At 48.3% G+C, this 20925-nt stretch carries 19 protein-coding genes; 12 read left to right on the forward strand and 7 right to left on the reverse strand.

Annotated elements, in window-relative coordinates:
* Positions 1 to 53: 53 nt before the first annotated feature.
* Both D515_RS04030 and D515_RS04035 read right to left on the reverse strand, forming a co-directional pair.
* Complete coding sequence (locus D515_RS04030) at positions 54 to 467, reverse strand: VOC family protein (protein WP_338035029.1); 414 nt, start codon at positions 465 to 467, stop codon at positions 54 to 56.
* Entirely contained in the window at positions 464 to 1060 is a 597-nt protein-coding gene (locus tag D515_RS04035; protein ID WP_002536214.1) for a glutathione S-transferase family protein, read from the reverse strand. The genes D515_RS04030 and D515_RS04035 overlap by 4 nt, the downstream gene beginning before the upstream one ends.
* A gap of 81 nt (positions 1061 to 1141) precedes the next feature.
* On the opposite strand from D515_RS04035, the gene D515_RS04040 reads away from it, so the two are divergent.
* From D515_RS04040 to glcF, 4 genes are all read left to right on the forward strand, one after another.
* Complete coding sequence (locus tag D515_RS04040) at positions 1142 to 2056, forward strand: LysR family transcriptional regulator (RefSeq protein WP_239643933.1); 915 nt, start codon at positions 1142 to 1144, stop codon at positions 2054 to 2056.
* 121 nt (positions 2057 to 2177) lie between these two features.
* Positions 2178 to 3620, forward strand: a complete 1443-nt coding sequence (locus D515_RS04045) for an FAD-linked oxidase C-terminal domain-containing protein (RefSeq protein ID WP_002536218.1) — start codon at positions 2178 to 2180, stop codon at positions 3618 to 3620.
* Entirely contained in the window at positions 3613 to 4707 is a 1095-nt protein-coding gene (gene glcE, locus D515_RS04050; protein WP_002536220.1) for a glycolate oxidase subunit GlcE, read from the forward strand. Before D515_RS04045 ends, glcE begins: the two co-directional genes overlap by 8 nt.
* Positions 4704 to 5927, forward strand: coding sequence for a glycolate oxidase subunit GlcF (glcF, locus tag D515_RS04055; protein ID WP_002536222.1), 1224 nt, complete (start codon positions 4704 to 4706; stop codon positions 5925 to 5927). Before glcE ends, glcF begins: the two co-directional genes overlap by 4 nt.
* A 4-nt stretch (positions 5928 to 5931) precedes the next feature.
* Here glcF and D515_RS04060 read toward each other — a convergent pair whose 3' ends face one another.
* The 3 genes from D515_RS04060 to D515_RS04075 all read right to left on the reverse strand — a co-directional run bounded on the left by D515_RS04060 (position 5932) and on the right by D515_RS04075 (position 8229).
* Entirely contained in the window at positions 5932 to 6393 is a 462-nt protein-coding gene (locus D515_RS04060; RefSeq protein WP_002536224.1) for a methyltransferase family protein, read from the reverse strand.
* A 346-nt stretch (positions 6394 to 6739) separates the two neighbouring features.
* A complete protein-coding gene (locus D515_RS04070) occupies positions 6740 to 7645 on the reverse strand; it encodes an AraC family transcriptional regulator (RefSeq protein ID WP_002536227.1) in 906 nt (301 codons plus the stop codon).
* A 152-nt stretch (positions 7646 to 7797) separates the two neighbouring features.
* Entirely contained in the window at positions 7798 to 8229 is a 432-nt protein-coding gene (locus tag D515_RS04075; RefSeq protein WP_239643939.1) for a GlcG/HbpS family heme-binding protein, read from the reverse strand.
* Between the two features lie 483 nt (positions 8230 to 8712).
* Between D515_RS04075 and D515_RS04085 the strand changes: the two genes are divergently transcribed.
* Both D515_RS04085 and D515_RS04090 read left to right on the forward strand, forming a co-directional pair.
* A complete protein-coding gene (locus D515_RS04085) occupies positions 8713 to 9393 on the forward strand; it encodes a response regulator transcription factor (protein ID WP_039849574.1) in 681 nt (226 codons plus the stop codon).
* A 73-nt stretch (positions 9394 to 9466) separates the two neighbouring features.
* A complete protein-coding gene (locus D515_RS04090) occupies positions 9467 to 10789 on the forward strand; it encodes a sensor histidine kinase (RefSeq protein WP_160167784.1) in 1323 nt (440 codons plus the stop codon).
* A 51-nt stretch (positions 10790 to 10840) separates the two neighbouring features.
* Here the strand turns inward: D515_RS04090 and D515_RS04095 are convergent, their stop codons facing one another.
* Entirely contained in the window at positions 10841 to 11551 is a 711-nt protein-coding gene (locus tag D515_RS04095) for a cation efflux transmembrane domain-containing protein (protein WP_039849601.1), read from the reverse strand.
* 262 nt (positions 11552 to 11813) lie between these two features.
* On the opposite strand from D515_RS04095, the gene D515_RS04100 reads away from it, so the two are divergent.
* From D515_RS04100 to D515_RS26340, 5 genes are all read left to right on the forward strand, one after another.
* The gene (locus tag D515_RS04100) at positions 11814 to 12698 is read left to right on the forward strand and encodes a LysR family transcriptional regulator (RefSeq protein WP_039849602.1); all 885 of its coding nucleotides are present in this window, start codon (positions 11814 to 11816) and stop codon (positions 12696 to 12698) included.
* A 92-nt stretch (positions 12699 to 12790) separates the two neighbouring features.
* Positions 12791 to 13705: a M14 family metallopeptidase gene (locus D515_RS04105; protein ID WP_239643934.1), complete on the forward strand. Its 915-nt coding sequence runs from the start codon at positions 12791 to 12793 to the stop codon at positions 13703 to 13705.
* A gap of 127 nt (positions 13706 to 13832) precedes the next feature.
* Positions 13833 to 14234, forward strand: coding sequence for a phosphate-starvation-inducible protein PsiE (locus D515_RS04110; protein ID WP_002536240.1), 402 nt, complete (start codon positions 13833 to 13835; stop codon positions 14232 to 14234).
* Positions 14235 to 14318: 84 nt separating this feature from the next.
* Positions 14319 to 14756, forward strand: coding sequence for a GNAT family N-acetyltransferase (locus tag D515_RS04115; RefSeq protein ID WP_002536242.1), 438 nt, complete (start codon positions 14319 to 14321; stop codon positions 14754 to 14756).
* Between the two features lie 544 nt (positions 14757 to 15300).
* Positions 15301 to 17634 carry a calcium-binding protein gene (locus D515_RS26340; RefSeq protein WP_002536243.1) on the forward strand — a complete coding sequence of 778 codons (2334 nt, stop codon included), beginning with the start codon at positions 15301 to 15303 and terminating at the stop codon, positions 17632 to 17634.
* 73 nt (positions 17635 to 17707) lie between these two features.
* Here the strand turns inward: D515_RS26340 and D515_RS04125 are convergent, their stop codons facing one another.
* Positions 17708 to 19147: a glutathione synthetase gene (locus tag D515_RS04125; RefSeq protein ID WP_002536245.1), complete on the reverse strand. Its 1440-nt coding sequence runs from the start codon at positions 19145 to 19147 to the stop codon at positions 17708 to 17710.
* A 325-nt stretch (positions 19148 to 19472) separates the two neighbouring features.
* Here D515_RS04125 and D515_RS04130 point away from each other — a divergent pair, with 325 nt between their 5' ends.
* Positions 19473 to 20879, forward strand: a complete 1407-nt coding sequence (locus D515_RS04130; RefSeq protein WP_002536247.1) for an alkaline phosphatase D family protein — start codon at positions 19473 to 19475, stop codon at positions 20877 to 20879.
* Positions 20880 to 20925 lie beyond the last annotated feature (46 nt).

Genomic DNA, 20925 nt, shown 5'->3' on the forward strand with positions numbered 1-20925 from the left:
TGAAAGTGTCCAGACGATGTAACATATCAATGTTATCAATCGCCTGTCACCCTTCATTTTTCCAATTCATTAAACTCAAGCACAGTGCCATCAGGGTCGCGGATAAAACAAACCACACGTCTTTCCCCGATGCGTATCGGCCCTTCCGTCACCTTGATACCCCTTCGCTTACAAAAAGAGAGAAACGCAGACATTGAGTCGATCACGTAAGCAATATGGGTAATGCCTGGAAACTTCGTATCAGCATCCTGAAGAACATTGTGCCCGTGCAGCAAAGGTTCATCGCCACTGAATATCAGATTAATACGCTGACCTTCACTGTTTTCCATCTCACAAGCGTTGTGCTCAGGCAACATCAACACTTGGGTAAACCCAAGCATTTTGTAAAAAGACATCGATTTTTGAGCATTACAGACCCGAATACCTACATGTTCAAAAGCCCTGATTTTCACCTCAGCTGTCATCATTCAATGCCCGGCATGCTGATAAAGCGATCGAGCCCTCTGATGGCATTCATCCAACGGTTTACGTGCTCAAATTGCTCTCCACTCACGCCCCCTTGATGCATCAAGGCTATGTAAGGAAAGCAGGCGATGTCTGCAATGGTCGGAGAATCACCCACCAGCCAATCGTTATCTGACAGATGGTCATCTAATATCTCAGCACACTGAAGCGCCTTGATTCTTGCGGTGTCCACATCCAACTCAACGCCAAAGAGATCATGCAATCTGGCATCATTTGGACCCCTTGCGATTTCATTAGCAGCATAAGACAGCCACTGCATCACCTCTCCCTGACTTTTGGCATTCTGAGGCCACCAGGATAAAAGCTGATATTTTTGCGCGAGATAAATAAGAATTGCCTGAGAATCACGGACGATAAAACCATCGTCGTTCAGCGCCGGTATTTGCCCTAGAGGGTTTATCTTCAAAAACGCATCCGTTTTGTGTTCACCTGCCATGTAATCAACGGCGTAGATAGATAATGGAATATCATTCAAAGCGCAAAACAAACGTACTTTGTAGCAGTTGCCGGAAAGTTCAAGATCATAGAGTTTCATATCCAAAGCTCCTTCCAATGGATGATTGAGGTTTCATCACTGTAAGTCGAAAATATGCCTTCGAACATGGAGGTTAGTGCAATGCAGGATTGCAAGAATGCAGACCCATTATGGAATGACCTGAAAATCTATAACGCTGTCGTGTGCGAAGGATCGTTATCGGGCGCATCAAGACGATTGAGCATCAGTCATTCCACAGTGTGCCGCAGAATTTCGCGTCTCGAAGATATTGTCGGTGTCCCGTTAATCCGAAGACGGTCTAATGGCATCGCATTTACCAAAGATGGAGAGCAGTTGGGTGGCTTTGTCAGGGAAATGGATGAGCGCGCCAACGACATCATGTTCTGGATTAAACAGAAGAAAGATGACCTCGCTGGCGTCCTGTCACTCAGTTGCTGCGATATCGCCTTGCAGAGCCTGTCGCGTATCGTAGGAGACCTTTCCGTCTCCAATCCCGGCATTCAATTCGATATTAAAGTCAGTGCGATGAATGTCGATTTACGGCTTGCCAACACAGATCTTGCCATTCGAGCCACCACCTCTCCCGATGAGTCTCTGGTTGGCGTAAAACTCAGTCACTTTCAGTTCCAACTGGCGAAATGCGCGGGTGTGAACTCTCCTTCCCATGCGAACTGGATTTGCCTTAACGACGCGTTTTCCCACCTTCCTGCTGAACGTTGGCTGGGGGAACTTAAATCAGAAAGCCAAAGCCAAATCAAAGTCGACAGCTATATGAGCGCGGCGGAATTGATTCGCACCGGGACAGGCATTGGATTGTTACCGGATTTCGTGGTGGAAAATGATCCGTACCTTGAAGCCATTCACGTTGAAGAAACACTCCCCACTTGGGATTTGTGGTTGGTTTATCACCGCTCTCAAATCAACAATGGTTTGGTGAAGGCGTTTACTAATCACCTGAAAAGTCATTGGTGCGAAAACCAATCCATCCCTCTACCTCCGGAAGTAAGCAGCACCGATCTTTCTTGGCAAAAGTGAATTGCGCTCTCATTCTTCATTCAAACTGGACGGCAGCCCTCACACTAGGCTCAATGGATAGGAAGCAGAGACAAGTACTCACCTATTGTTAAAAGCGTGGATTGTTTTCAGGGAAGGAAACATGAAAAGGGAAGTCATCACAGCACTAGAAGGCATTGTCGGAAGCAAATTTGTCATTACCGACGAAGAAACCATGCGCCCCTATGAGTGTGATGGCCTCTCGGTCTATACCGAAATGCCAGCGTGTGTCGTGCTTCCTGCATCGACAGAAGAAGTCATGGCGATCATGTCGCTCTGCTACAAATACAAGATCAACGTCGTCGCCCGAGGTGCAGGAACCGGTCTTTCTGCTGGCGCCTTACCGTTAAGTGATGGCCTCCTGCTTTCCCTAGCCAGACTCAATCAAATACTGGATATCGATAAAACCACCTCACTGGCCGTGGTTCAACCCGGCGTTCGTAACCTGGCTATATCAGAACAAGCCAGCCGTGAAGGTTTGTATTATGCGCCTGACCCCTCATCCCAAATTGCCTGCTCGATTGGTGGGAACGTTGCAGAAAACGCAGGCGGTGTGCATTGCCTGAAATATGGCTTAACGGTCCACAATGTGGTGTCTGCTGTGGTCGTCACCGTCGAAGGCGAGAAACTGGTTTTAGGCGGAGCTGCGTTTGACCTACCCGGTTTCGACTTACTGGCTTTAATGACGGGCTCGGAAGGCATGTTAGGCATCGTCACTGAAATCACCGTGCGCTTGCTTCCTCTGCCCGACGTGGCCCGCGTTATCCTTGCTGGTTTTGATTCGGTGGAGAACGCTGCAAATGCAGTGAACGATATCATCGCCAACGGCATCATTCCCGCAGGTTTAGAAATGATGGATGCTTACGCCATTTCCGCCGCGGAAGACTTTGCCAAAGCGGGTTATCCCAAAGAGGCCGATGCCCTACTTCTTTGCGAGCTGGATGGCAGCGAAGAAGATGTGAATCACCAGCTTTCACAAACTCAGCAAATATTGCAGCAGGCTGGCGCGACCACGCTGAAGATCTCCGAAAGCGAAGATGAACGGGCGAGAATGTGGAAAGGCCGCAAGTCTGCATTCCCCGCGGTAGGACGAATTTCACCGGATTATTACTGTATGGATGGCACTATTCCGCGCAGTGAACTTGCCAGCGTGCTCAATCAAATCCACCAGCTTTCACGATTCTATGGCCTACGCGTCGCCAATGTCTTTCATGCTGGGGACGGTAACCTCCACCCTTTGATTCTGTTTGATGCCAATGTGCAGGGAGAACTTGAAAAGACCGAAGAATTCGGCGCGGAGATACTCAGAATTTGTGTGGAGGCCGGAGGCTGTATCACTGGGGAACATGGTGTTGGCGTAGAGAAAATCAACCAGATGCACCACCAGTTTAATGACGCTGAATTAGCGCAGTTTCATCGCGTAAAAGCAGCCTGGGACGCGGAAGGATTGCTCAACCCCGGCAAAGGCATTCCCGAGCCAAAGCATTGTCAGGAACACAAAACGCTTATCCACTCTCACAACACGGAGGGGAGCTCAAATGGCTGATATCACCTCCAACCTGATTGAACAGGTCAACGATGCGATTGCGGATAAAACAGCATTAAATTTGATTGGCGGAAATACAAAACACTTCATCGGCCGTCAGCCTGTCGGTCAGGCCGTTTCCCTGAAAAACCATACTGGCGTGATTTCCTATCGCCCGAGCGAGCTTGTGATTACCGCCCGTGCGGGCACGACCATTGCAGAGATTCAGGCACAGCTGGCTAATAACAACCAGACCTTGGTGGGTGAACCACCGGCCTTTAACGGCAAAGCCACGCTCGGAGGTTCTGTTGCTGCAGGCATCAGCGGTGCTTCACGCCCTTTCTGGGGCTCACTGCGCGATGCAATACTGGGGGTGAAACTCATCAATGGCTACGGGGAACATCTTCGCTTTGGTGGACAAGTGATGAAAAACGTCGCTGGTTACGATGTTTCCAGACTGCAAGCTGGGGCGTTTGGTGCGTTCGGCATTATCACTGAAGTCAGTCTACGTGTGCGTCCAAAATCAGAAAGCACCACCACCTTAGTGTTTGAATGCGGTGCAGCCTCTGCTATCAGGCGAATGCGCGATCTTTCAGTGTCCGCGCATCCTTTGTCTGCAAGCGCTTGGTGTTCAGGCCAACTCTTCATCCGGCTTTCCGGCAGTCAACTCGCTATCAATCACAGCATAGAAACGCTTGGTGGAGAAACGCTGGAAAATCAGGATTTGTTCTGGCGGTCCATCAGAAATTTCCGGCACCCATTTTTTGCTCATCGTGCGCAGCCGTTATATCGGCTGTCCCTCTCTCCCGCCGCACCCCACTATGAGCAATTGGGCGATACACTGATCGACTGGGCAGGTGGCGTCAGATGGGTCTACTCGGAACAATCGCTCTCCACCCTCGCCAATCTTGCAGCTCTGCAAGGTGGACATGCCGCTTGTTATCGTCCCATTGATCGTCATGCCGAGTGTTTTCATCCGCAGTCGGACACGGCCAAACGCATTCACCAGAACCTGAAAATGGCTTTTGACCCACACAGTCTGTTTAATCCCGGCCGCATGTATTCATGGTTAGGGCGAGATGAAGCTCAGGGAGACAATAGCCAATGAAGACATCACTGAAAGATGAGTTTCTAAGCACGCTGGATGGCAAAAAGGCCGAAGAAATCCTGCGACGATGCGTTAACTGCGGCTTCTGCAATGCTACCTGCCCAACCTACCAAGAACTCAGCGATGAACGGGACGGACCGCGCGGGCGAATTTACCTCATCAAACAAATGCTGGAAAACGGCGAAGCCACAGAGAAAACACGAACGCATCTGGATAGGTGCCTGACTTGCCGAAGTTGTGAAACCACCTGTCCCTCAGGCGTCGAATACAGCCAGCTGTTGGATATCGGCAAGCAGCACATTGAAAAGCATGTGCCTCGTTCGTTTAGCGATAGAATACTACGTTACGGCGTCACACGAATCCTACCCAATGCTTCATGGAACAAGGTAATGTTCAGGCTCGCACGCCAGTTTACGTTTCTCATGCCGAACACTTTCCGCGAGCAAATTCCAACGGAACAACCGCTAAAGTCCTATCCTTCCGCAACGAAAACCAACCGGACCATGATTGCCTTCAGAGGCTGCGTGCAGCAAACCGCTACGCCCAATACTGTCAAAGCTGCCAAAGCGGTGTTAAGTCATTTGGGGATTGAGCTGATTGAAGTGGCTCAGGAAGGCTGTTGTGGCGCAGTCAATCTTCACCTTTCAGAACATGAACGCGCCGTACAACAAGCCAAGAGAAACATCGATGCTTGGTGGCGCTATCTCGAACATGGTGCTGAAGCCATTGTCATGTCTGCATCAGGCTGTGGTGTCACCATCAAGGAGTACCCGCAGCTTCTGGTCGAGTCCCCTTACTATCGAGAGAGGGCTTTGGTTATTGCTGGAAAAGCCAAGGATTTGAGTGACATCTTACTCGCCGAAGATCTCACCCAATTGCCGCTTAAAACGAACAAGGAGCGAGTTGCCGTTCACTGCCCCTGCACGCTCCAACACGGCATGAAGAATAAGGAAACCTATTACGAGGTATTGAGGCGATTAGGTGTCGAGCAAACCCGCACGACGGAAGATCATCTTTGTTGTGGATCAGCAGGCACCTATTCACTGTTCCAACCAGAGCTCAGTCAGCAATTATTGAAACGTAAAATGAAGGCGCTCAGTGAAGGTGATCCTGAAGGGATTGTCACAGCAAACATTGGCTGCCAATTGCACTTAGGCTCGAAAGCCCAAGTGCCGGTGAAACATTGGGTTGAATTGATTGCGGAACGTTTGGAAAACTGAGCGGTTAAATCCAGCGTCTTACCTTGGTCATGTATTCAGGAAAAGCATCCGGGAATTGACAGGTCAGGTATGCTTCTTCCGGCTCAATCTGAAAGCGGTTCATGTAAAACACAAACGCTAAACAGCCCAACGCCGTGAACAGATTCGCCCAATAAAAAACGCCACCGACTAACGCCAGCAACATTCCAAGGTACATAGGGTTTCGGGTGATTTTGTATATCCCACCGGAAACAAGTGCCGTGGCTTCCGTCGTCAGCATTGGGTTTACTGTGGTTTTATGGCGACGAAACTCGACCACACCGCTCACAGCAATAAACGCACCAATAGCCACAAATAGCAACGGCAACCCAGAAGGAAGGGAAACCAGCCATTCGCTAGCAGGGGTAAACAGGGAAATGACCTTCATCAATGCAAGTGCCAGTGCGACAACAATAACAGGGGGGATTTTCAGTTTCAGGCTATCCATCACATTTGTTCCTTGGGCTTATTTCGTTTGCCAATATACTAACGCGTTATGGCTAACAGCGCGCCCCGACCAGATACTAACCTTTTGAATTTAAGATACTTACGCGAGGTAACTCAAGGGTTTGGATTCACGTAATAAAAAAGAGTGAAGAAAAGCGCCAGTATGATGTTCACCTGCCAAAGCCCATTCCCCCAAAACGTCAGAGGTTCATCAGACCAAATCCGCAATGACAATACGAACATCTCCCCTTTCACCGTGACAACAAGCAATGCCGCAAGATAGGTTTTGATAAAGCTCGATACACCCAGTCGGGCGCAACACAAAAACGTCTCAATCCCCGTCACATTCATAGTATTGGCAGGTAAATGTCAGTGTTCATCTCGCGTTCTGGCACTTCAGGGAACAAATTGATCCGTTCGAAAAACACCGGAAAATCACGAAGCTTCTCACCCGATTGCTCCTGCCATGGAGAATATAGGTAGCGAACAGCGACACCAATGGCATCCGTGCTACCCACAAAGCGGATCTTGGCACATCGGCCGCCTTCAATGGTTTTCACTTTGATGCGTGGGTCAGATAGATCTGCTTTTTCAGGGAGCTCACAGCCAATATCAAAGCGGAAAGAAGAGTCGGTTACCGCATCAGGGTCATCAAAAACCAGATTGAAGGTACGATACTTCGACGGAGGACAATAATTGGCACGTCGCCATTCAATAAACTCTCCCACCGTTCCACCGAGTCGATTAGGTGAATCTCGGTGCTCCATGGCAGCAATCGTGATGCTTGGGACATCCACAATCTCTACCTCAAAGTCAGTCCGATTCACATACACTTCATTTCTCACCCGCACAATGGCATCAAAATGGGTTTCCCACGACGCCCAGTCTGGATCCTGCCGAAAAGCAGAGGGGGAGACACCAAAGACTTTCCGGAACGCGCGGGAGAAAGATTCACTGTTTTCGTAACTACAATCGAGCGCAATATCAGTCACGGAGATATCAGGGCGATAAACCAGTTGGTAGGAGGCTTTTTTCAGGCGAAGCAGCCTGACATACGTGGCAACGTTAACGCCATAGCGGATGGAAAACTGACGATGGAAGTGGAACTTCGATAAGCATGCAACACCTGAGAGCGCGTCCAAATCAATGTCGCTATCAAGGTTAAGCTCAATGAATTCGCGCGCTCTTTCCAGTTTTTCCGCTAAATGATGCATCTTGGTTCTATTTGCCGTTTCGTCCATGTTCGGTGTCATTCTGAGCCTGCCATTTACACGGCAAACCAGTCAGACCAAAGTATCCTGAAACCGAAAATAAAACATGACCAAAATTGCTGAGCTTCGATCCACACAAGGCTTTATAAAGCGTCGGAACTGGAAAGAGCAGAGTCTCCCCTGCTCTTGTCGCACTATTTCAGATGTTTCTTAATGGCAGCTTCTGCGCAGGCAACATCAAGATGACCGCCAGGCGCACCGCCGACACCAATCCCACCAACAATCATGTCTTTCTCTTTCAGAGGAATACCGCCTGCCAAAAACAACAGATTTTCATCCATGTATTGGAGGGGCTGCAGAATGGGCTTGTCATTGATGGTTATCATCAGATCCGCCGTTGGGCGTTTCATGCTGACGGATGTGAACGCTTTCTGGCGCGAGCTCTCCAGTGTGTGGGTCCCTGCATTGTTATCACGAACCTGCGCTAACACCCTTCCCGTTGGGTCAACCACGGTTGCCGTCACCGCGTAGCCGTCTTTCTTACACTGATTCATCGCTTCCACTGCAAGGTTAAAAGCAACAGAAGAAGAGAGTTCCGATTTCTGAATGCTGACGTCCTTGGCCATTACGCCAAAGGAAGTAAAACAGGTTGCGCCAATAACCAGTGCCAAATGTTTCATTGAGAATTTCATGAGCATTTTCCTTTCTGTTCGACTTAAGGTGATATACCCAAACGACCTGAAGATGCTCGCATTCAGAGGTCATCAATGCGTTCAATTCGAGGCAAATTTCGCGAGGAATAGTCGTTCTATTTCCGTGGAATTTAACGAAGAAGTGGGCGCATTGAGGCCCTCCCTTCGGGCGAGTTGACTGACGCCGTGCTCTTTGTTGTTCCTTTTTGATGGAGGTGGCTACACCAGCAAAGGAACGCCGCGATCACAACGCCAGTCAATCTCGCTGAATCAGGCGTCTTCAGGTTGTTTGGGTATAAATAAGGTACCCGGAACCCAATTACCCAAAACTTTCCAAACCATTACATACTTGTAATGAAAGCCAATTCACCAACACGCTCTGATAAATTACAGAAAAGACAAATACGGGGTCATGGATTGAATTTACTGATCGTCGAAGATGACGCGCACATCCAGCAGTTTCTCCAGCAAGGGTTCGAGCAGGAAGGTTGCTCAACCACGCTGGCAAAAACTGGCGTTGAAGGTCTCCACTACGCCACTCAGGAACATTACGACGTAGTGATTCTGGATTTGATGCTGCCAGAAATGGATGGCATGACATTGCTCCGTCAACTTCGGGGGCAAGGCCACAACGTGCCCGTGATCATTCTCAGTGCGAAGCATTCTGTTCAAGAGCGTGTGACTGGATTGCAATGTGGCGCAGACGACTATCTCGTTAAGCCCTTTGCCTTTACCGAACTGATGGCAAGATGCCAGTCTATTTCACGTCGGGGAGCCCGAGAACCCGCCTCTCCCACATCATTGAGTTTTGACGAGCTCAGCCTTGATTTGATTCGACGCGAACTGGTCAGGGGCGAAGAACGTATATCCCTCAATAAAAGAGAATTTGCGCTCGCAGAGCTTTTTCTCAGAAACCCAGAAAAAGTCATGTCGAAAACCGCCATTCTCGAACAAGTGTGGGGCTATCAGTTCGATCCCCAAACTAACGTGGTTGATGTGCTCGTTTGCCGGCTGAGGAACAAAGTCGACAAGTCCTTCGACCATTCGCTGATACACACGATACGAGGAGTCGGCTATGTCCTCAGAAAAGAGTGTTAGCCAGTCGCTATCCAAAACACAGCGCCACTTGTTCTTGCGCTTTGTCCTGTTGCTTACGCTGTGCTTGGTGATCGTGCAAATCACCATTGCGGTGATGTTGCTTTACGGGTCTTATCGCAATGACGTGAAGCTACTCAGCTCGATGCAGGCCGAATATCAACGGATTATCACTTTCAACGACGACAAAAAATTCCTCCATGTCATCACTTCCAACCCCCAGCGATTGGAAGAAAATCAAATTGCCATTTTCTGGCAGGCTGATAATCAAGAAGAGGCAAAAAAAATCGGAGGGTTTGACTTGGTAGTCCCAGCCAACCCCTTGAATTTATATCTAGCTAATGAAAGAAGCTGGATAACCCAAGTGACCAGCGTGCCTTATATCTCCTTACCTATGCAGGCCAAAGAAGGAACCTATTGGATGGTACAACCGACTTTGGCGCATTTTCCGACCGTGTTCAGTGAATGGACGAGGATTGGCATGGCCTTAACCTTGTTAGCATTCGTCTGTGCGGGCTTTGTCTGGAAGCTGATCCACTCAACGCTTGCTCCGCTTTTCTCGCTTGCCCACCAGTTGGATGAAGCCAGTACTGCGTCACTCGACACTTTATACATTGCTTTTAATGTCTCTGAAGGAAACAAATCAGGGCAGCTTTCAGCGATGAGCCAAAGCATCAACAAACTGTTGACCAGACTGAGCATGGTGATTGAAAGCATGGAAAATACGCTTCACGCCATCGCTCACGATCTACGAACACCGCTGTCACGCATCAGGCTATCAGCAGAAAGTGCGCTGATCGGCGCCAAGTCCCAAACCGAGAGTGAAGCAGCTTTAAAGTCTGCGCTGACGGACTGTCTGGAGTCATCCGAAATTGCCAACCAAATGCTGACAACCCTAATGAAAATTAATGATGAAGCGGCAGGTCGAAGCATGCCCTCTTTTCATTCCATTGATGTCAAAGACACCTTAGAGAAAGTGGTGGAATGGTACGAGGAAGCCGCGGAGGAAAAATCAATCGCGCTGATTATTGATTGCCAAAAAGGTCAACAGCTGGTGAGTGATGAAAGTAAATTGATTCAGGTGCTCGTCAATCTTCTCGACAACGCCATTAAATTCACACCTGAAGATGGAGCCGTCGTGCTGGCATACGAGGTGGACGCTAAATCTGCGCGCATTACGGTCAGTGATACGGGAATGGGGATTGCGGAAGAACACCAATCGCTCATTTTTTCACGCTTGTTCAGAACAGAACAAAGCCGATCAACAGAAGGCTATGGACTCGGGCTGTCGTTAGCCAAAGCGATCACGACAACGATTCGGGGAGAACTCAGTGTTACTTCAGAATTAGGAAAAGGCAGTATTTTCACCCTCCGTTTCCCACAAAAAAGAGCAGCCTAAGCTGCTCTTTTCTTTCGGTTAACTCTTCGTCCTCGGTTAACTCTTCGTGAGTCAAGCAAGGATACCCTCACCTTTTTCGCTCATCGATTCTTGATGGATAGCCATCAATTTCTTCGAAGACTCGCTGATCATTTTCATCGGCACTGTCGCGAAGTAAACCGAAGCCAGAATCACCATCATTGGGTCAGCGTATACCGCATATTCTTCCAGACCACTCATAATCAGACCTGCTGCGACCAGGAAGCCAACCAATACAGCGGCACTGATCACCGTGTCCATCAGCCATTGGCTTGATTCTGCTTTCAAAATCGCTGAAGGGCGTTTACCGGATTGCTTACGAACCGCCATGTAGGTTGCCAGACAGCCCACCACGTTGATCACGCCAAACACCAGCGCGAAACCTGCGTTCACTTCACGGCCACCGTCGAACATAGCCTGCATTGCTGAAGCGAAAGACACCAGACAAACAATACCCACCACGAGACCTTTGGTCAGAACCACCAGCGATTCAATCACCGCAGCCTTACGTGCAGAAACTGGCTGCTCATTTTGGCCTGATTTCTTCACAGGCTTACGAATGTACATGGTTGCGGCCAGCGCCATCAGAGAAAGAGCCAGACTGACAAGAGAGTAAGCGCCGTCGAACACAATCACCATGGATCCCGCCCAGATGCCCAGGCCAATACCCATTGCCGCGAAACCTAAACAGGCAAGGGTAGAAAACTTCAATAAGTTACGTTCTTTCGTATATTCACAAGACATAAATCCCCACAAAGTGACAAAAATTTTGACAGTAGCGAGAATAACCAAACCACCTCTTACCATTTAGCGCAGTTCTTATTGGCCTAGAAAGGCCGTTTATACGAGGTAATTTGGGTATTCCTTAACGCTCTTGAAACACAATAACCCCTTTCGACAAAATCAAAGAGTTGCTGAGCGACAACTTTTTCGTCACCAGGTCTTTTCACTGAAATATTTAGGCGTAGAATCAATTTCCACAGGATTGATGAAACGGTATGCAGATATGCGTAGTAGCCAAATAGAAATGTTTCTTACCGCAGTTGAAGAAGGCTCGATTGCCGGCGCTGCCCGAGAGCTCGACAAAAGCCGCACCACGGTGAGTGCGGCGATCAGTGCCTTGGAAGACAGTTTAGGTGTTGAGTTACTCGCCCGTTCCGGTAACAGCGTAAAACTGACGGATGTTGGCCGAATGGTGCATGACGATTGCGAACGAATGTTGCAAGCTGCCGTGGATATCGAAGCCAAATGCCGACAATTCGAAAGTGGCATTGAATCCGCCCTTCGCATTGGCCGTGATGATGCGCTGCCGGAATCATTCTGGCGCGCCACCATGCGGGAAATTCAGCAACAGTTCCCCGATTCCAGCGTATCGATTTACGTGGCTCCGCCGCCAGAGCTTTACGAAATGGTGGATGAAAACATGGTCGATGTGGCTTTCGGTCTGTTGCCAGAAACCCGCGCCTTTGGCCGCATTAACTCAAAGAAACTGGGTCAGGTACGCATGATGTCTGTGGTACGCAAAGATCATCCATTAGCGTCGATGAAACGTATACAACGTGCAGACTTGGAACGCTATACCGAAATCACCCTCGCTTACGTAGATGACGAAGGCCTTAAAGCGCTCGATCCAATCTCACCCCACTACATCGCATTGCCTTTTTACGAGCATCTTCGAGATGCGGTGTTGGATGGTTCAGGTTGGTCAAATGTGCCATCTATGCTGTTGAGGAAGTATCTTCGTAGTGGCACGTTGCAGGTCATGCGCCATTCCAACGCGATGCAATGGCAACCTTATGGTGAAATTACCGCCATGGATGCACGTGGCGGCGCACTGACAGCCTGGCTTTCAGACAGGTTGGAAAGTTTTCTCGTGGCAGATGCTGAGTAAATAAAACGCCTGTCACTAGATAAAAAGTTTGCCTCATAAGGGGAAGGTGCGAATAATCACACCGTCAAAGTAACATGAGAACAGTAACAAGCATGTCTAACGCATACCCGATCGGTACACCAGGTCAACCTTGGGGCAAAAAAGAAAGAGTTCAGTGGTTGCACACTGTGAGCATCAAACGCAGCTATCAAGAAGAAGTGCTTGGAAAAATCAATGCACTGAAAGATCGTTTCGATGTCGAGCAATACGGTGCGCTCTCATATAACAAAGCTCGCTATCCACAGTTCGGTATTCGCAGCCGCAATTTCGATGCTTCCAAACCTACCATTTTGATCACGGGTGGCGTGCATGGCTATGAAACCAGTGGTGTTCATGGCGCACTGAAGTTTCTTGATACAGAAGCACTAAACTACACCGAGCATTTCAACTTGGTGGTTGCGCCATGTGTCAGCCCTTGGGGTTATGAAACCATCAACCGATGGAACCCACAAACAATCGACCCTAACCGCTCATTCTATGAAAACAGCCCTTCAGAAGAAGCGGCGAATGTGATGGCTTGGGTAAAAGGTCTGGGGGTGGAAATCTTCACCCATATCGATCTGCACGAAACCACCGACACCGATGAATCTGAATTCCGCCCTGCGCTGGCTGCACGTGACGGCAAGGAATATGAGCCTGATACAGTGCCAGATGGCTTCTACACCGTTGGCGACACTGACATGCCGAACACGGAATTCCAAACCGCCATCATCAATGAAGTGCGCAAAGTCACTCACATTGCACCAGCAGATGAAAACGGCAATATCATTGGCACTCCGGTAGAGCAGGAAGGCGTGATTAACTACCCAACAAAGAAATTGGGTTTGTGTAGTGGCTTCACCAATTGCCAATACGGTACGACCACAGAAGTGTACCCAGACAGCCCGAAAGTGACCGACGAAGAATGTAATGATGCGCAGGTTGCTGCTGTTCGTGGTGCGTTGAACTACCTGCTTTCTGTTCGATAACAGCCACTTCAAACTCTCTTCATAATCGCACTCCTTCAATATTGAAGGGGTGTGCTCTTGCCAATGAGACGGCACAACTGTAAAGCTTCTCGCTACACTGCCATTTTACCCAAGGATGGTGGTGAAAATGCCCAAGAACAAAAATACGTCTAAAGTCATACACTTTATGGAGAACTGCGTGCTGGTACTGATTGTGATCGCCACAATCTATGCCATTGGCGAGGAAATCCATTTAGTCATCGTTAACCGCACCGTGTCAGTCGGCGATCTTCTGCTGATGTTCATCTACCTCGAAGTCCTTGCCATGGTGCACAGCTTCTTCGAATCAGGAAAAGTACCCGTCCGCATGCCACTTTACATCGGAATAGTTGCACTGGCGCGTTACCTTATCCTGGATATGAAAAACATGGATGACTGGCGGATCCTCTCCATCACCATTGCTGGCCTTATCCTCGCGATCACCGTGTTTGTCATCCGAATCGGCCATATCAAATTCCCCTACCCCAAAGTACCGGGTGGCGAGGAATAGTTAGAATCATCTAACCCATTGAAATAGCGGGTAGGTAATGGGATAGTCTTTGCAAATTCACTTCTTTGATCTAAAGGACGCTGCATGGATATATCCCTCCGCAAAGCCACTGAATCTGACATGGACTTTCTTTTCGAACTCAGAGACTTGACGATGCGAAAGTACCTTGAACAGGTGGGTATGCCGACGTCCAGAGAGAATTACGAAGCACGGATTCGCTACCAGTTCGACTGCGCAGAAATCATCGAGTATTCAGGCAAGCCGATTGGATTGCTGAAAGCGACTTATTCCCTCGAGGAAAATATTTGGAAACTGATTCAAATTCAGATTCACCCTGACTATCAAGGCAGGGGTATTGGAGAAAGTGTAATTAAAAACCTATTGGGTGTTGCTAAAGAAACCAACTCGACTGTGCAATTAAGTGTTATCAAAACCAATCCAGCACAACAACTCTACTCAAAGCTCGGCTTTATTCGTGTTGATGAACTTGAACAAGAATTCATAATGATTTGTAAGCCATAATTCGTGTTCATCTCTCTTATTAGTGCTTTTTATTGACCTAGCACACAACACTAACCAACTCGAATTTGAAGCAATTTCTAAATTCAAACTTATAATTCTTTTATACACTTGACTTCCACCTCAAAAAAACCACCAAATCATTCACCCAATCAAAGCGACACCCCCTCTTTTACTGCATGGAATAATAGGCATAAAAATCAACTGAACTAGCGGAAGAAAAAGCCAACTCCTACAAGACTTTATCTCTATATAGACTCTATGGCGACCAGAACTCCAACCTCAATGAGTCATGAAACGTTTTAATTCACCCACTTATTTAGACAAGCAACTATAAACTCCCCCATTGATTAAAATAAATTACCATCGTCGATTAGAATAAGTTGTCACCTTTGAAAGTTTTAAACTAATAATTTACAACTCAATGCTTTATTAATGAAACACAAATGAATTTAAAACCTCGATCTTAAAATAAAAACAAGACTTTCCCACCTCGATTGTTAATTTAAACCTTCTACATCAGGACAATAATAATCAGGAAGAAAATATGTCTTCAACTATGTTGGATTCTACAGATAATTCATCGAAAACCAGTGATGAGACTTCAGCGCAACCACAATTTCTCTATTCAGCAGATACCATACTCTCTCAGTCCGGTACTGAAGGTGCTGATGCCATCGAGGGCACCGATGGTAACGATTTCTTATATGGGCTCGGTGGCTCCGATTTACTATCTGGTAATGCTGGGGATGACTTTATTGATGGTGGAGCAGGCCACGATAGCATTCGCGGTGGGTCAGGAAATGACCAAGCTTATGGCGGCGAAGGAAATGACCAAATCACAAACAGCGAAAAGGCTGTCGGCGGTGCGGGCAACGACATGTTAATCGGCAATGTCGACGCTAGCTACACTTTGATAGGCGGCGCTGGCAGAGATTGGATTGAAGGTTATGGAAACGACACGCTCCGCGGTGGCTCAGATAACGACGTTCTGATCAGCCTAGGGAACCAGGACAAGGCATTAGGTGGCACGGGAGACGACGCCTTACTTGTTGTCGGCAGCCTCGGTCAGGGCACCCGCCTTTGGGGCGGTGATGGTAATGACTTACTGGCTGGTAACCACAACGACCAACTGCTGTTTGGAGGTTCTGGAAGCGATACTTTCTTCTTTGGAGCTAACGTCTTAAATAGAGATTTGTACTTTACCTTAGAAAAAGGTACCGATATTTCGATAAGCTCAGGCCACGATCGAATTGTTGATTTCGAACTCGATAAAGACGTGATCAGTATCGATAATCAAATTGCCTCGGACTTTAGCGAACTGACGATCGACCAGGTAGGTATGACTACTGTCATCACGCTTTCTGAAGATTCAACAATCACCTTAAATAACACTGATGCGACTTCTCTGACTTCTGCACACTTTTCGTTTAATGACGCCATCGATCACAGTGGTATGGTGAGCTATTCACAAAATGCCATTGATAGGTTCTTAGCGTTTCGCTCAACCGACAATCAATTCGTCGAAACTCAGTCAGGGATTAGTGGCCCCAGAGAATTCCGTTACACAGATGCAGGTGACGGTAATGATGCGCGTTTTGCAAGCGACGTCTCTACTGGCGGTTTAGGGGAAGACACTTTCGTGTTTAATGTTGAGGGTGGTGACAATTCGCCGCAGTATATCACCGACTTTCAACCCGGTATCGATCATCTTCGATTTGATGCCGACCCCGATCTAGAAGGTTTGAATGTTGACGCCTCATCATATGCCATTGATGTTACTCAGGATGGTGATAATACGATTGTGTCGTTAAATGGAAAAGAGACTGTTCTGATGGGTGTAGATGCGTCAGATTTCTCCATCGAACGTGACATTTCCTTCAACATATCAGCTCCACAGTACAGCGGCCTTCCGCAGCAAAATAATGTTTTTGTCGGAGGGAGTGGTGATGACGCACTCAATGGCTATGACGGTAATGACAGGCTGAGTGGTGGTAGAGGTGATGACATACTCATCGGCGGTGAGCATGGCGACGTCCTAAAAGGAGAGGATGGAAACGATATTCTTGTCGCGGGTCCAGATAATTCCAGTGGTTACAATAACGATATATTGAATGGCGGGAACGGTGATGACCAGCTTTACGCTGGCTTGGGTAGTGACACCTTAACAGGTGGTCAAGGTGCAGATACTTTCTATATCGGAGCTTGGAATGCCTCCACCACGGGGGTTGGTAATACAGAGTTTGTTGTCACCACATGGCGTTACGGCGACTATGACCATACAATCCGAGATTTCAACGCCACTGAAGACGCTTTGGTGATTTCTTATCGCGTGTTCGGAACCCAAGATATTGATCTGTCCTCATTGCAATTCACTCAATCTGGATCTGATACTGTCATCGATATCGCCGAAGGTCATTCTGTGACACTACTGAATACAGATATCTCGGAATTAACCTCTGCGAATACTGAATTCTTCCTGAACGGCAATAACGTTGTTGGCACTGACTTCAATGACCATATTGAAGGGAGTGGTGTGTTAGATGGAGGAAAAGGCAATGATACGCTACAAGGAATCTGGAGCAATGACTTGCTGACAGGTGGTGAAGGTAGTGACACCTTCATGTTCCATCATACGACACAGTTCGAGAACGACTTCGGACACGACACCATTACAGATTTTGACGTGAATGAAGACTTCATTGCATTCAAGCTTCATGAAGCAACACTGGATTACAGTCTGCTGCAAATCTCCCAGCAAGGCACCGACACTGTCATCGAAGCAACGGTAGATAACGCTTCGAATGACGGATCATTTACCATCACACTCAGTAATACAGACGCTGCGTACCTAACAGAAGATCACTTTATATTCGGTTAATCCGTGAAACTAACTTTGACGTCATTTAGGAAAATCCCACGGAATCGCGTGGGATTTTTTATGGAGCGCAGTTTCAATCGCCCTTAAACACCAACGAATCCAACGAGCCCATGCCACTGTGAACACCGCCTTCTGTCACTTTGGAGGATTTGCTGCGGATGAGGTATCCCGCATAGCCACCATTATCGACCACCGGCTCTCCATTCAGGTGCACGGTGAACAAGCCGATTTCACTGATCAAATCATCCACCACATAGATTTCGCCTTTGCGCACCAAATGCGCCGGCTGAACTCTTGGCTTTGGGTGGAGACGACGCATCAATGCCCAGGCTTGGTATTCCTGTGGATCGAGCGTTTTTAGCTTGGCGACAATGTCATCACCGAATACACAATGCCCGCCCCCTTCTCCCTGATTTTTCAGTACCCAGTCATCCACATCGCTTTCCGCCACAAGCTGCGCGCTGCTCTCGTCAACCGCGACCATCTCACCGAGGAAATGCTTCACGGTCTGCGCTTCTTCTTCCGTCAGCCCGAACTGCATCAAGGATTCTGCAGATGCTGAGGAAAGTAGCATTTGAACACGTTTGCTGGTCGCCAATTGCTGGCTAACCGTCGCGTTTACCGCCACATGGTGCTTTTCAATCATCACGCGGGTTTGGGACAACGCTTCACAGCAGGCGACATCAATGATGTCATGCGCCACATAGTCACTGAACTGATAACCCGCCCGCAGGTAAACGCAATCAATCGGGCCAATCCCATCTAACAATAAGCGATGCCCTTTACCGGTAAACAGACCATCATAGAGTTCGCGGAAGGAGCGGCGCACAGTTCTTATGCCGCGGGCTTGCAGTGCATGTTCCAGTAAGTGTTGGTCATACACATTGTCTTCATGGTCTTGCACCACCATCAAAAAGGTTGGCCTTCCCTCGTCGCCAAAGTGCGATTTGATTGATTTGGTTGCCGTCGCGACGCCGTCTGCCAGCCCTTCCAAAGCGCGGTTTTCCACCAACTCACCGTGTTTCTCAGCCGCCCATTCTTCGTAAGGCGCGGGCCATTGAACCGTCAGATAATCATGCAATTCATGGATTCGCTGACCAAATGGCCCCATACCCGCTGCGATACCATTGAACTCCACCAGCTTCGGACCCAGTTCTGCGTCATCCATAAAATCACTACGCATCATGAGCAGCGGTACCCTTCGGGCTGGCTCATCACCTTGGTGAATTTGCTGATGCATTTTTAATAGTGCACGGAAAAAGATATTGCCCGTCGTAATAGGCGAAATCGCGTGATGAAGAAAATGCGAATCTTCCGACACCGCATGCACCAGTTTGCCCAGCAAGTGAACGGAGGAGGTCAGGTGCTCATAGCGGGATTGATCAATAGCCGTCGGCGTAAGGGTAAATGCAGGATGCCTTGCAGAATCCGCAGTTTGTTTGAGTGCCATTCCATGGGTTAAGGCCCATTCAACCGCTTCATCTTTCGCTTTTTCAGTATTTCGGTATGCCATGATTTCGCCCCGGCTTATCAATGCGCCGCGCAGAACTGGCGGCTATTACCCCGTTATTTGTTCCACCAACGCATAATTCAAGGCCTCAGATTTCGCTCCCTGTTCAAGTGCATGAAATCTAGGCAAGTGTTTCATACTCGCAAGTCGCTTTATCTTTTCCTTTGCGTTTTTCCATAGTCGATCTGTCACCACTTTATCCCTTATGTGGCACGTTATAGTCGTGTATATGCCTTCTTGGGCGCTCAACACAAACTTCGTATACACCCCCAATTAGCCAGGGGCATCACCACTTAATAAGAACAATATCAACCACTGGAGATAAGCAATGACGTCAATCAACAAGCTTTCGGTCGGCCCCATTGTCGGTCACGTGGACGAAAGCTCGGCCCGTATATTTGGCCGTGCAGACCACCAGAAACTTGATAACGGACAGCCAAGGCGAGCCTTTGGTGTAGCGCGAATACGCAAAGCTGGCAGCAGCTTCCGCTCCCCTTCCATCTTCAAAATGAACCCAAACTTCGATATGACTGGGATAGCCGTCTTTCAGGACTTAGAGCCTGACACCAAATACATTTATCAGGTTGGCTGGTTCTTCTCTGATAAAGAACTCGATGAATTCAAAGCATCCACAAAGTGGGATTGGAAAGATGCAGACCAAGGCGAATTCCAAACCGCCAGCAACGATATCCATGCGCCAAAACAATTTGTCTTCGGCTCATGCCGTTACCTATTGCGCCTCTTTGGTGGAAGTTGGTTTGATAATCGTGGTGACAAAACATTCCGATCGATTTTAAAGCAGATGGAAGATGGGGAATCGGTCGACAGATTTTTGATGGTCGGCGACCAAATCTACGCCGATGACCTGAACTTTATCAGCCCCGATGAATGTGTCGACCAGTACCTTGCGCGTTATCGAGATGCCTTCAGCCAAGAGCACATTCGAAAACTGATGAGCTCCGTCCCGACATACATGACGCTGGATGATCATGAAATTGAAGACAACTGGCCGAGCAAAGCCACTTCAAAAGACATGACGACAAAATACCCTGCTGCTATCCACTCATACCAGATTTATCAGATGAGCCACAGTCCGCTGCTCTCCATTAAAAACGATGGAAAGCTGTCAGGCTCAACAGAGCGTTATTACTATGCCTTCCAGGACGGTTGCTGTGACTTCTTCGTGACAGACACACGCACTGAGCGGGATCCAGAAGATGAAGAGATGATCAGTGAAACGCAAATGGAGGCACTTCTAGCTTGGTTGGCGGATGACTCTGGTCGCGTAAAATTCGTCGCGACCTCTGTCCCTTTCTTCCCAGATTTAAAGAAAGAAAACGACGACAAGTGGAGCGCCTACCGACAGCAACGCGACCAAATCATCAACTGCATTCGCGACAACAATGTGCAGAAAGTCGTTTTTCTGGCGGGTGATGTCCACTGCTCCATGTCTGCTGAGCTCAATATCGCCCAGCCTGGTGAACCACCATTAAACATCTATTCCATTATTTCTTCGGCCTTCTACTGGCCATATCCGCACATGAAACGGAGCAAGTTCAAACTCAAAGGCTCCGTTGCTTCTGCCACTGATGACAACGCCTATCCGTTGGGTACCGTTTCTGACGTATTTTCTGGCGATAACTTCACCAGAGTAAGCGTGACTCAGGAGCGCATCCAAATTCGGGTTTACGAGCGCAAAGGCGGTTTGAAAAGCACGATGGAATTTGATTTCTAATTACCACTAAAACGCTTGGCTCGAATCACTCTGATTAACCACAAGG

This window comes from Grimontia indica (assembly GCF_000333895.2).
Lineage (GTDB): Bacteria > Pseudomonadota > Gammaproteobacteria > Enterobacterales > Vibrionaceae > Enterovibrio > Enterovibrio indicus.

What these genes read in the sequence shown, in the direction of transcription:
- D515_RS04030 (WP_338035029.1), bottom strand. Translation starts at nt 467, where the DNA reads ATGATGACAGCTGAGGTGAAAATCAGGGCTTTTGAACATGTAGGTATT.
- D515_RS04060 (WP_002536224.1), bottom strand. Translation starts at nt 6,393, where the DNA reads ATGGATAGCCTGAAACTGAAAATCCCCCCTGTTATTGTTGTCGCACTG.
- D515_RS04035 (WP_002536214.1), bottom strand. Translation starts at nt 1,060, where the DNA reads ATGAAACTCTATGATCTTGAACTTTCCGGCAACTGCTACAAAGTACGT.
- D515_RS04075 (WP_239643939.1), bottom strand. Translation starts at nt 8,229, where the DNA reads ATGGCCAAGGACGTCAGCATTCAGAAATCGGAACTCTCTTCTTCTGTT.
- D515_RS04040 (WP_239643933.1), top strand. Translation starts at nt 1,142, where the DNA reads ATGCAGGATTGCAAGAATGCAGACCCATTATGGAATGACCTGAAAATC.
- D515_RS26340 (WP_002536243.1), top strand. Translation starts at nt 15,301, where the DNA reads ATGTCTTCAACTATGTTGGATTCTACAGATAATTCATCGAAAACCAGT.
- D515_RS04045 (WP_002536218.1), top strand. Translation starts at nt 2,178, where the DNA reads ATGAAAAGGGAAGTCATCACAGCACTAGAAGGCATTGTCGGAAGCAAA.
- D515_RS04110 (WP_002536240.1), top strand. Translation starts at nt 13,833, where the DNA reads ATGCCCAAGAACAAAAATACGTCTAAAGTCATACACTTTATGGAGAAC.
- D515_RS04130 (WP_002536247.1), top strand. Translation starts at nt 19,473, where the DNA reads ATGACGTCAATCAACAAGCTTTCGGTCGGCCCCATTGTCGGTCACGTG.
- D515_RS04095 (WP_039849601.1), bottom strand. Translation starts at nt 11,551, where the DNA reads ATGTCTTGTGAATATACGAAAGAACGTAACTTATTGAAGTTTTCTACC.
- D515_RS04100 (WP_039849602.1), top strand. Translation starts at nt 11,814, where the DNA reads ATGCGTAGTAGCCAAATAGAAATGTTTCTTACCGCAGTTGAAGAAGGC.
- D515_RS04070 (WP_002536227.1), bottom strand. Translation starts at nt 7,645, where the DNA reads ATGACACCGAACATGGACGAAACGGCAAATAGAACCAAGATGCATCAT.
- glcE (WP_002536220.1), top strand. Translation starts at nt 3,613, where the DNA reads ATGGCTGATATCACCTCCAACCTGATTGAACAGGTCAACGATGCGATT.
- D515_RS04115 (WP_002536242.1), top strand. Translation starts at nt 14,319, where the DNA reads ATGGATATATCCCTCCGCAAAGCCACTGAATCTGACATGGACTTTCTT.
- D515_RS04105 (WP_239643934.1), top strand. Translation starts at nt 12,791, where the DNA reads ATGTCTAACGCATACCCGATCGGTACACCAGGTCAACCTTGGGGCAAA.
- glcF (WP_002536222.1), top strand. Translation starts at nt 4,704, where the DNA reads ATGAAGACATCACTGAAAGATGAGTTTCTAAGCACGCTGGATGGCAAA.
- D515_RS04125 (WP_002536245.1), bottom strand. Translation starts at nt 19,147, where the DNA reads ATGGCATACCGAAATACTGAAAAAGCGAAAGATGAAGCGGTTGAATGG.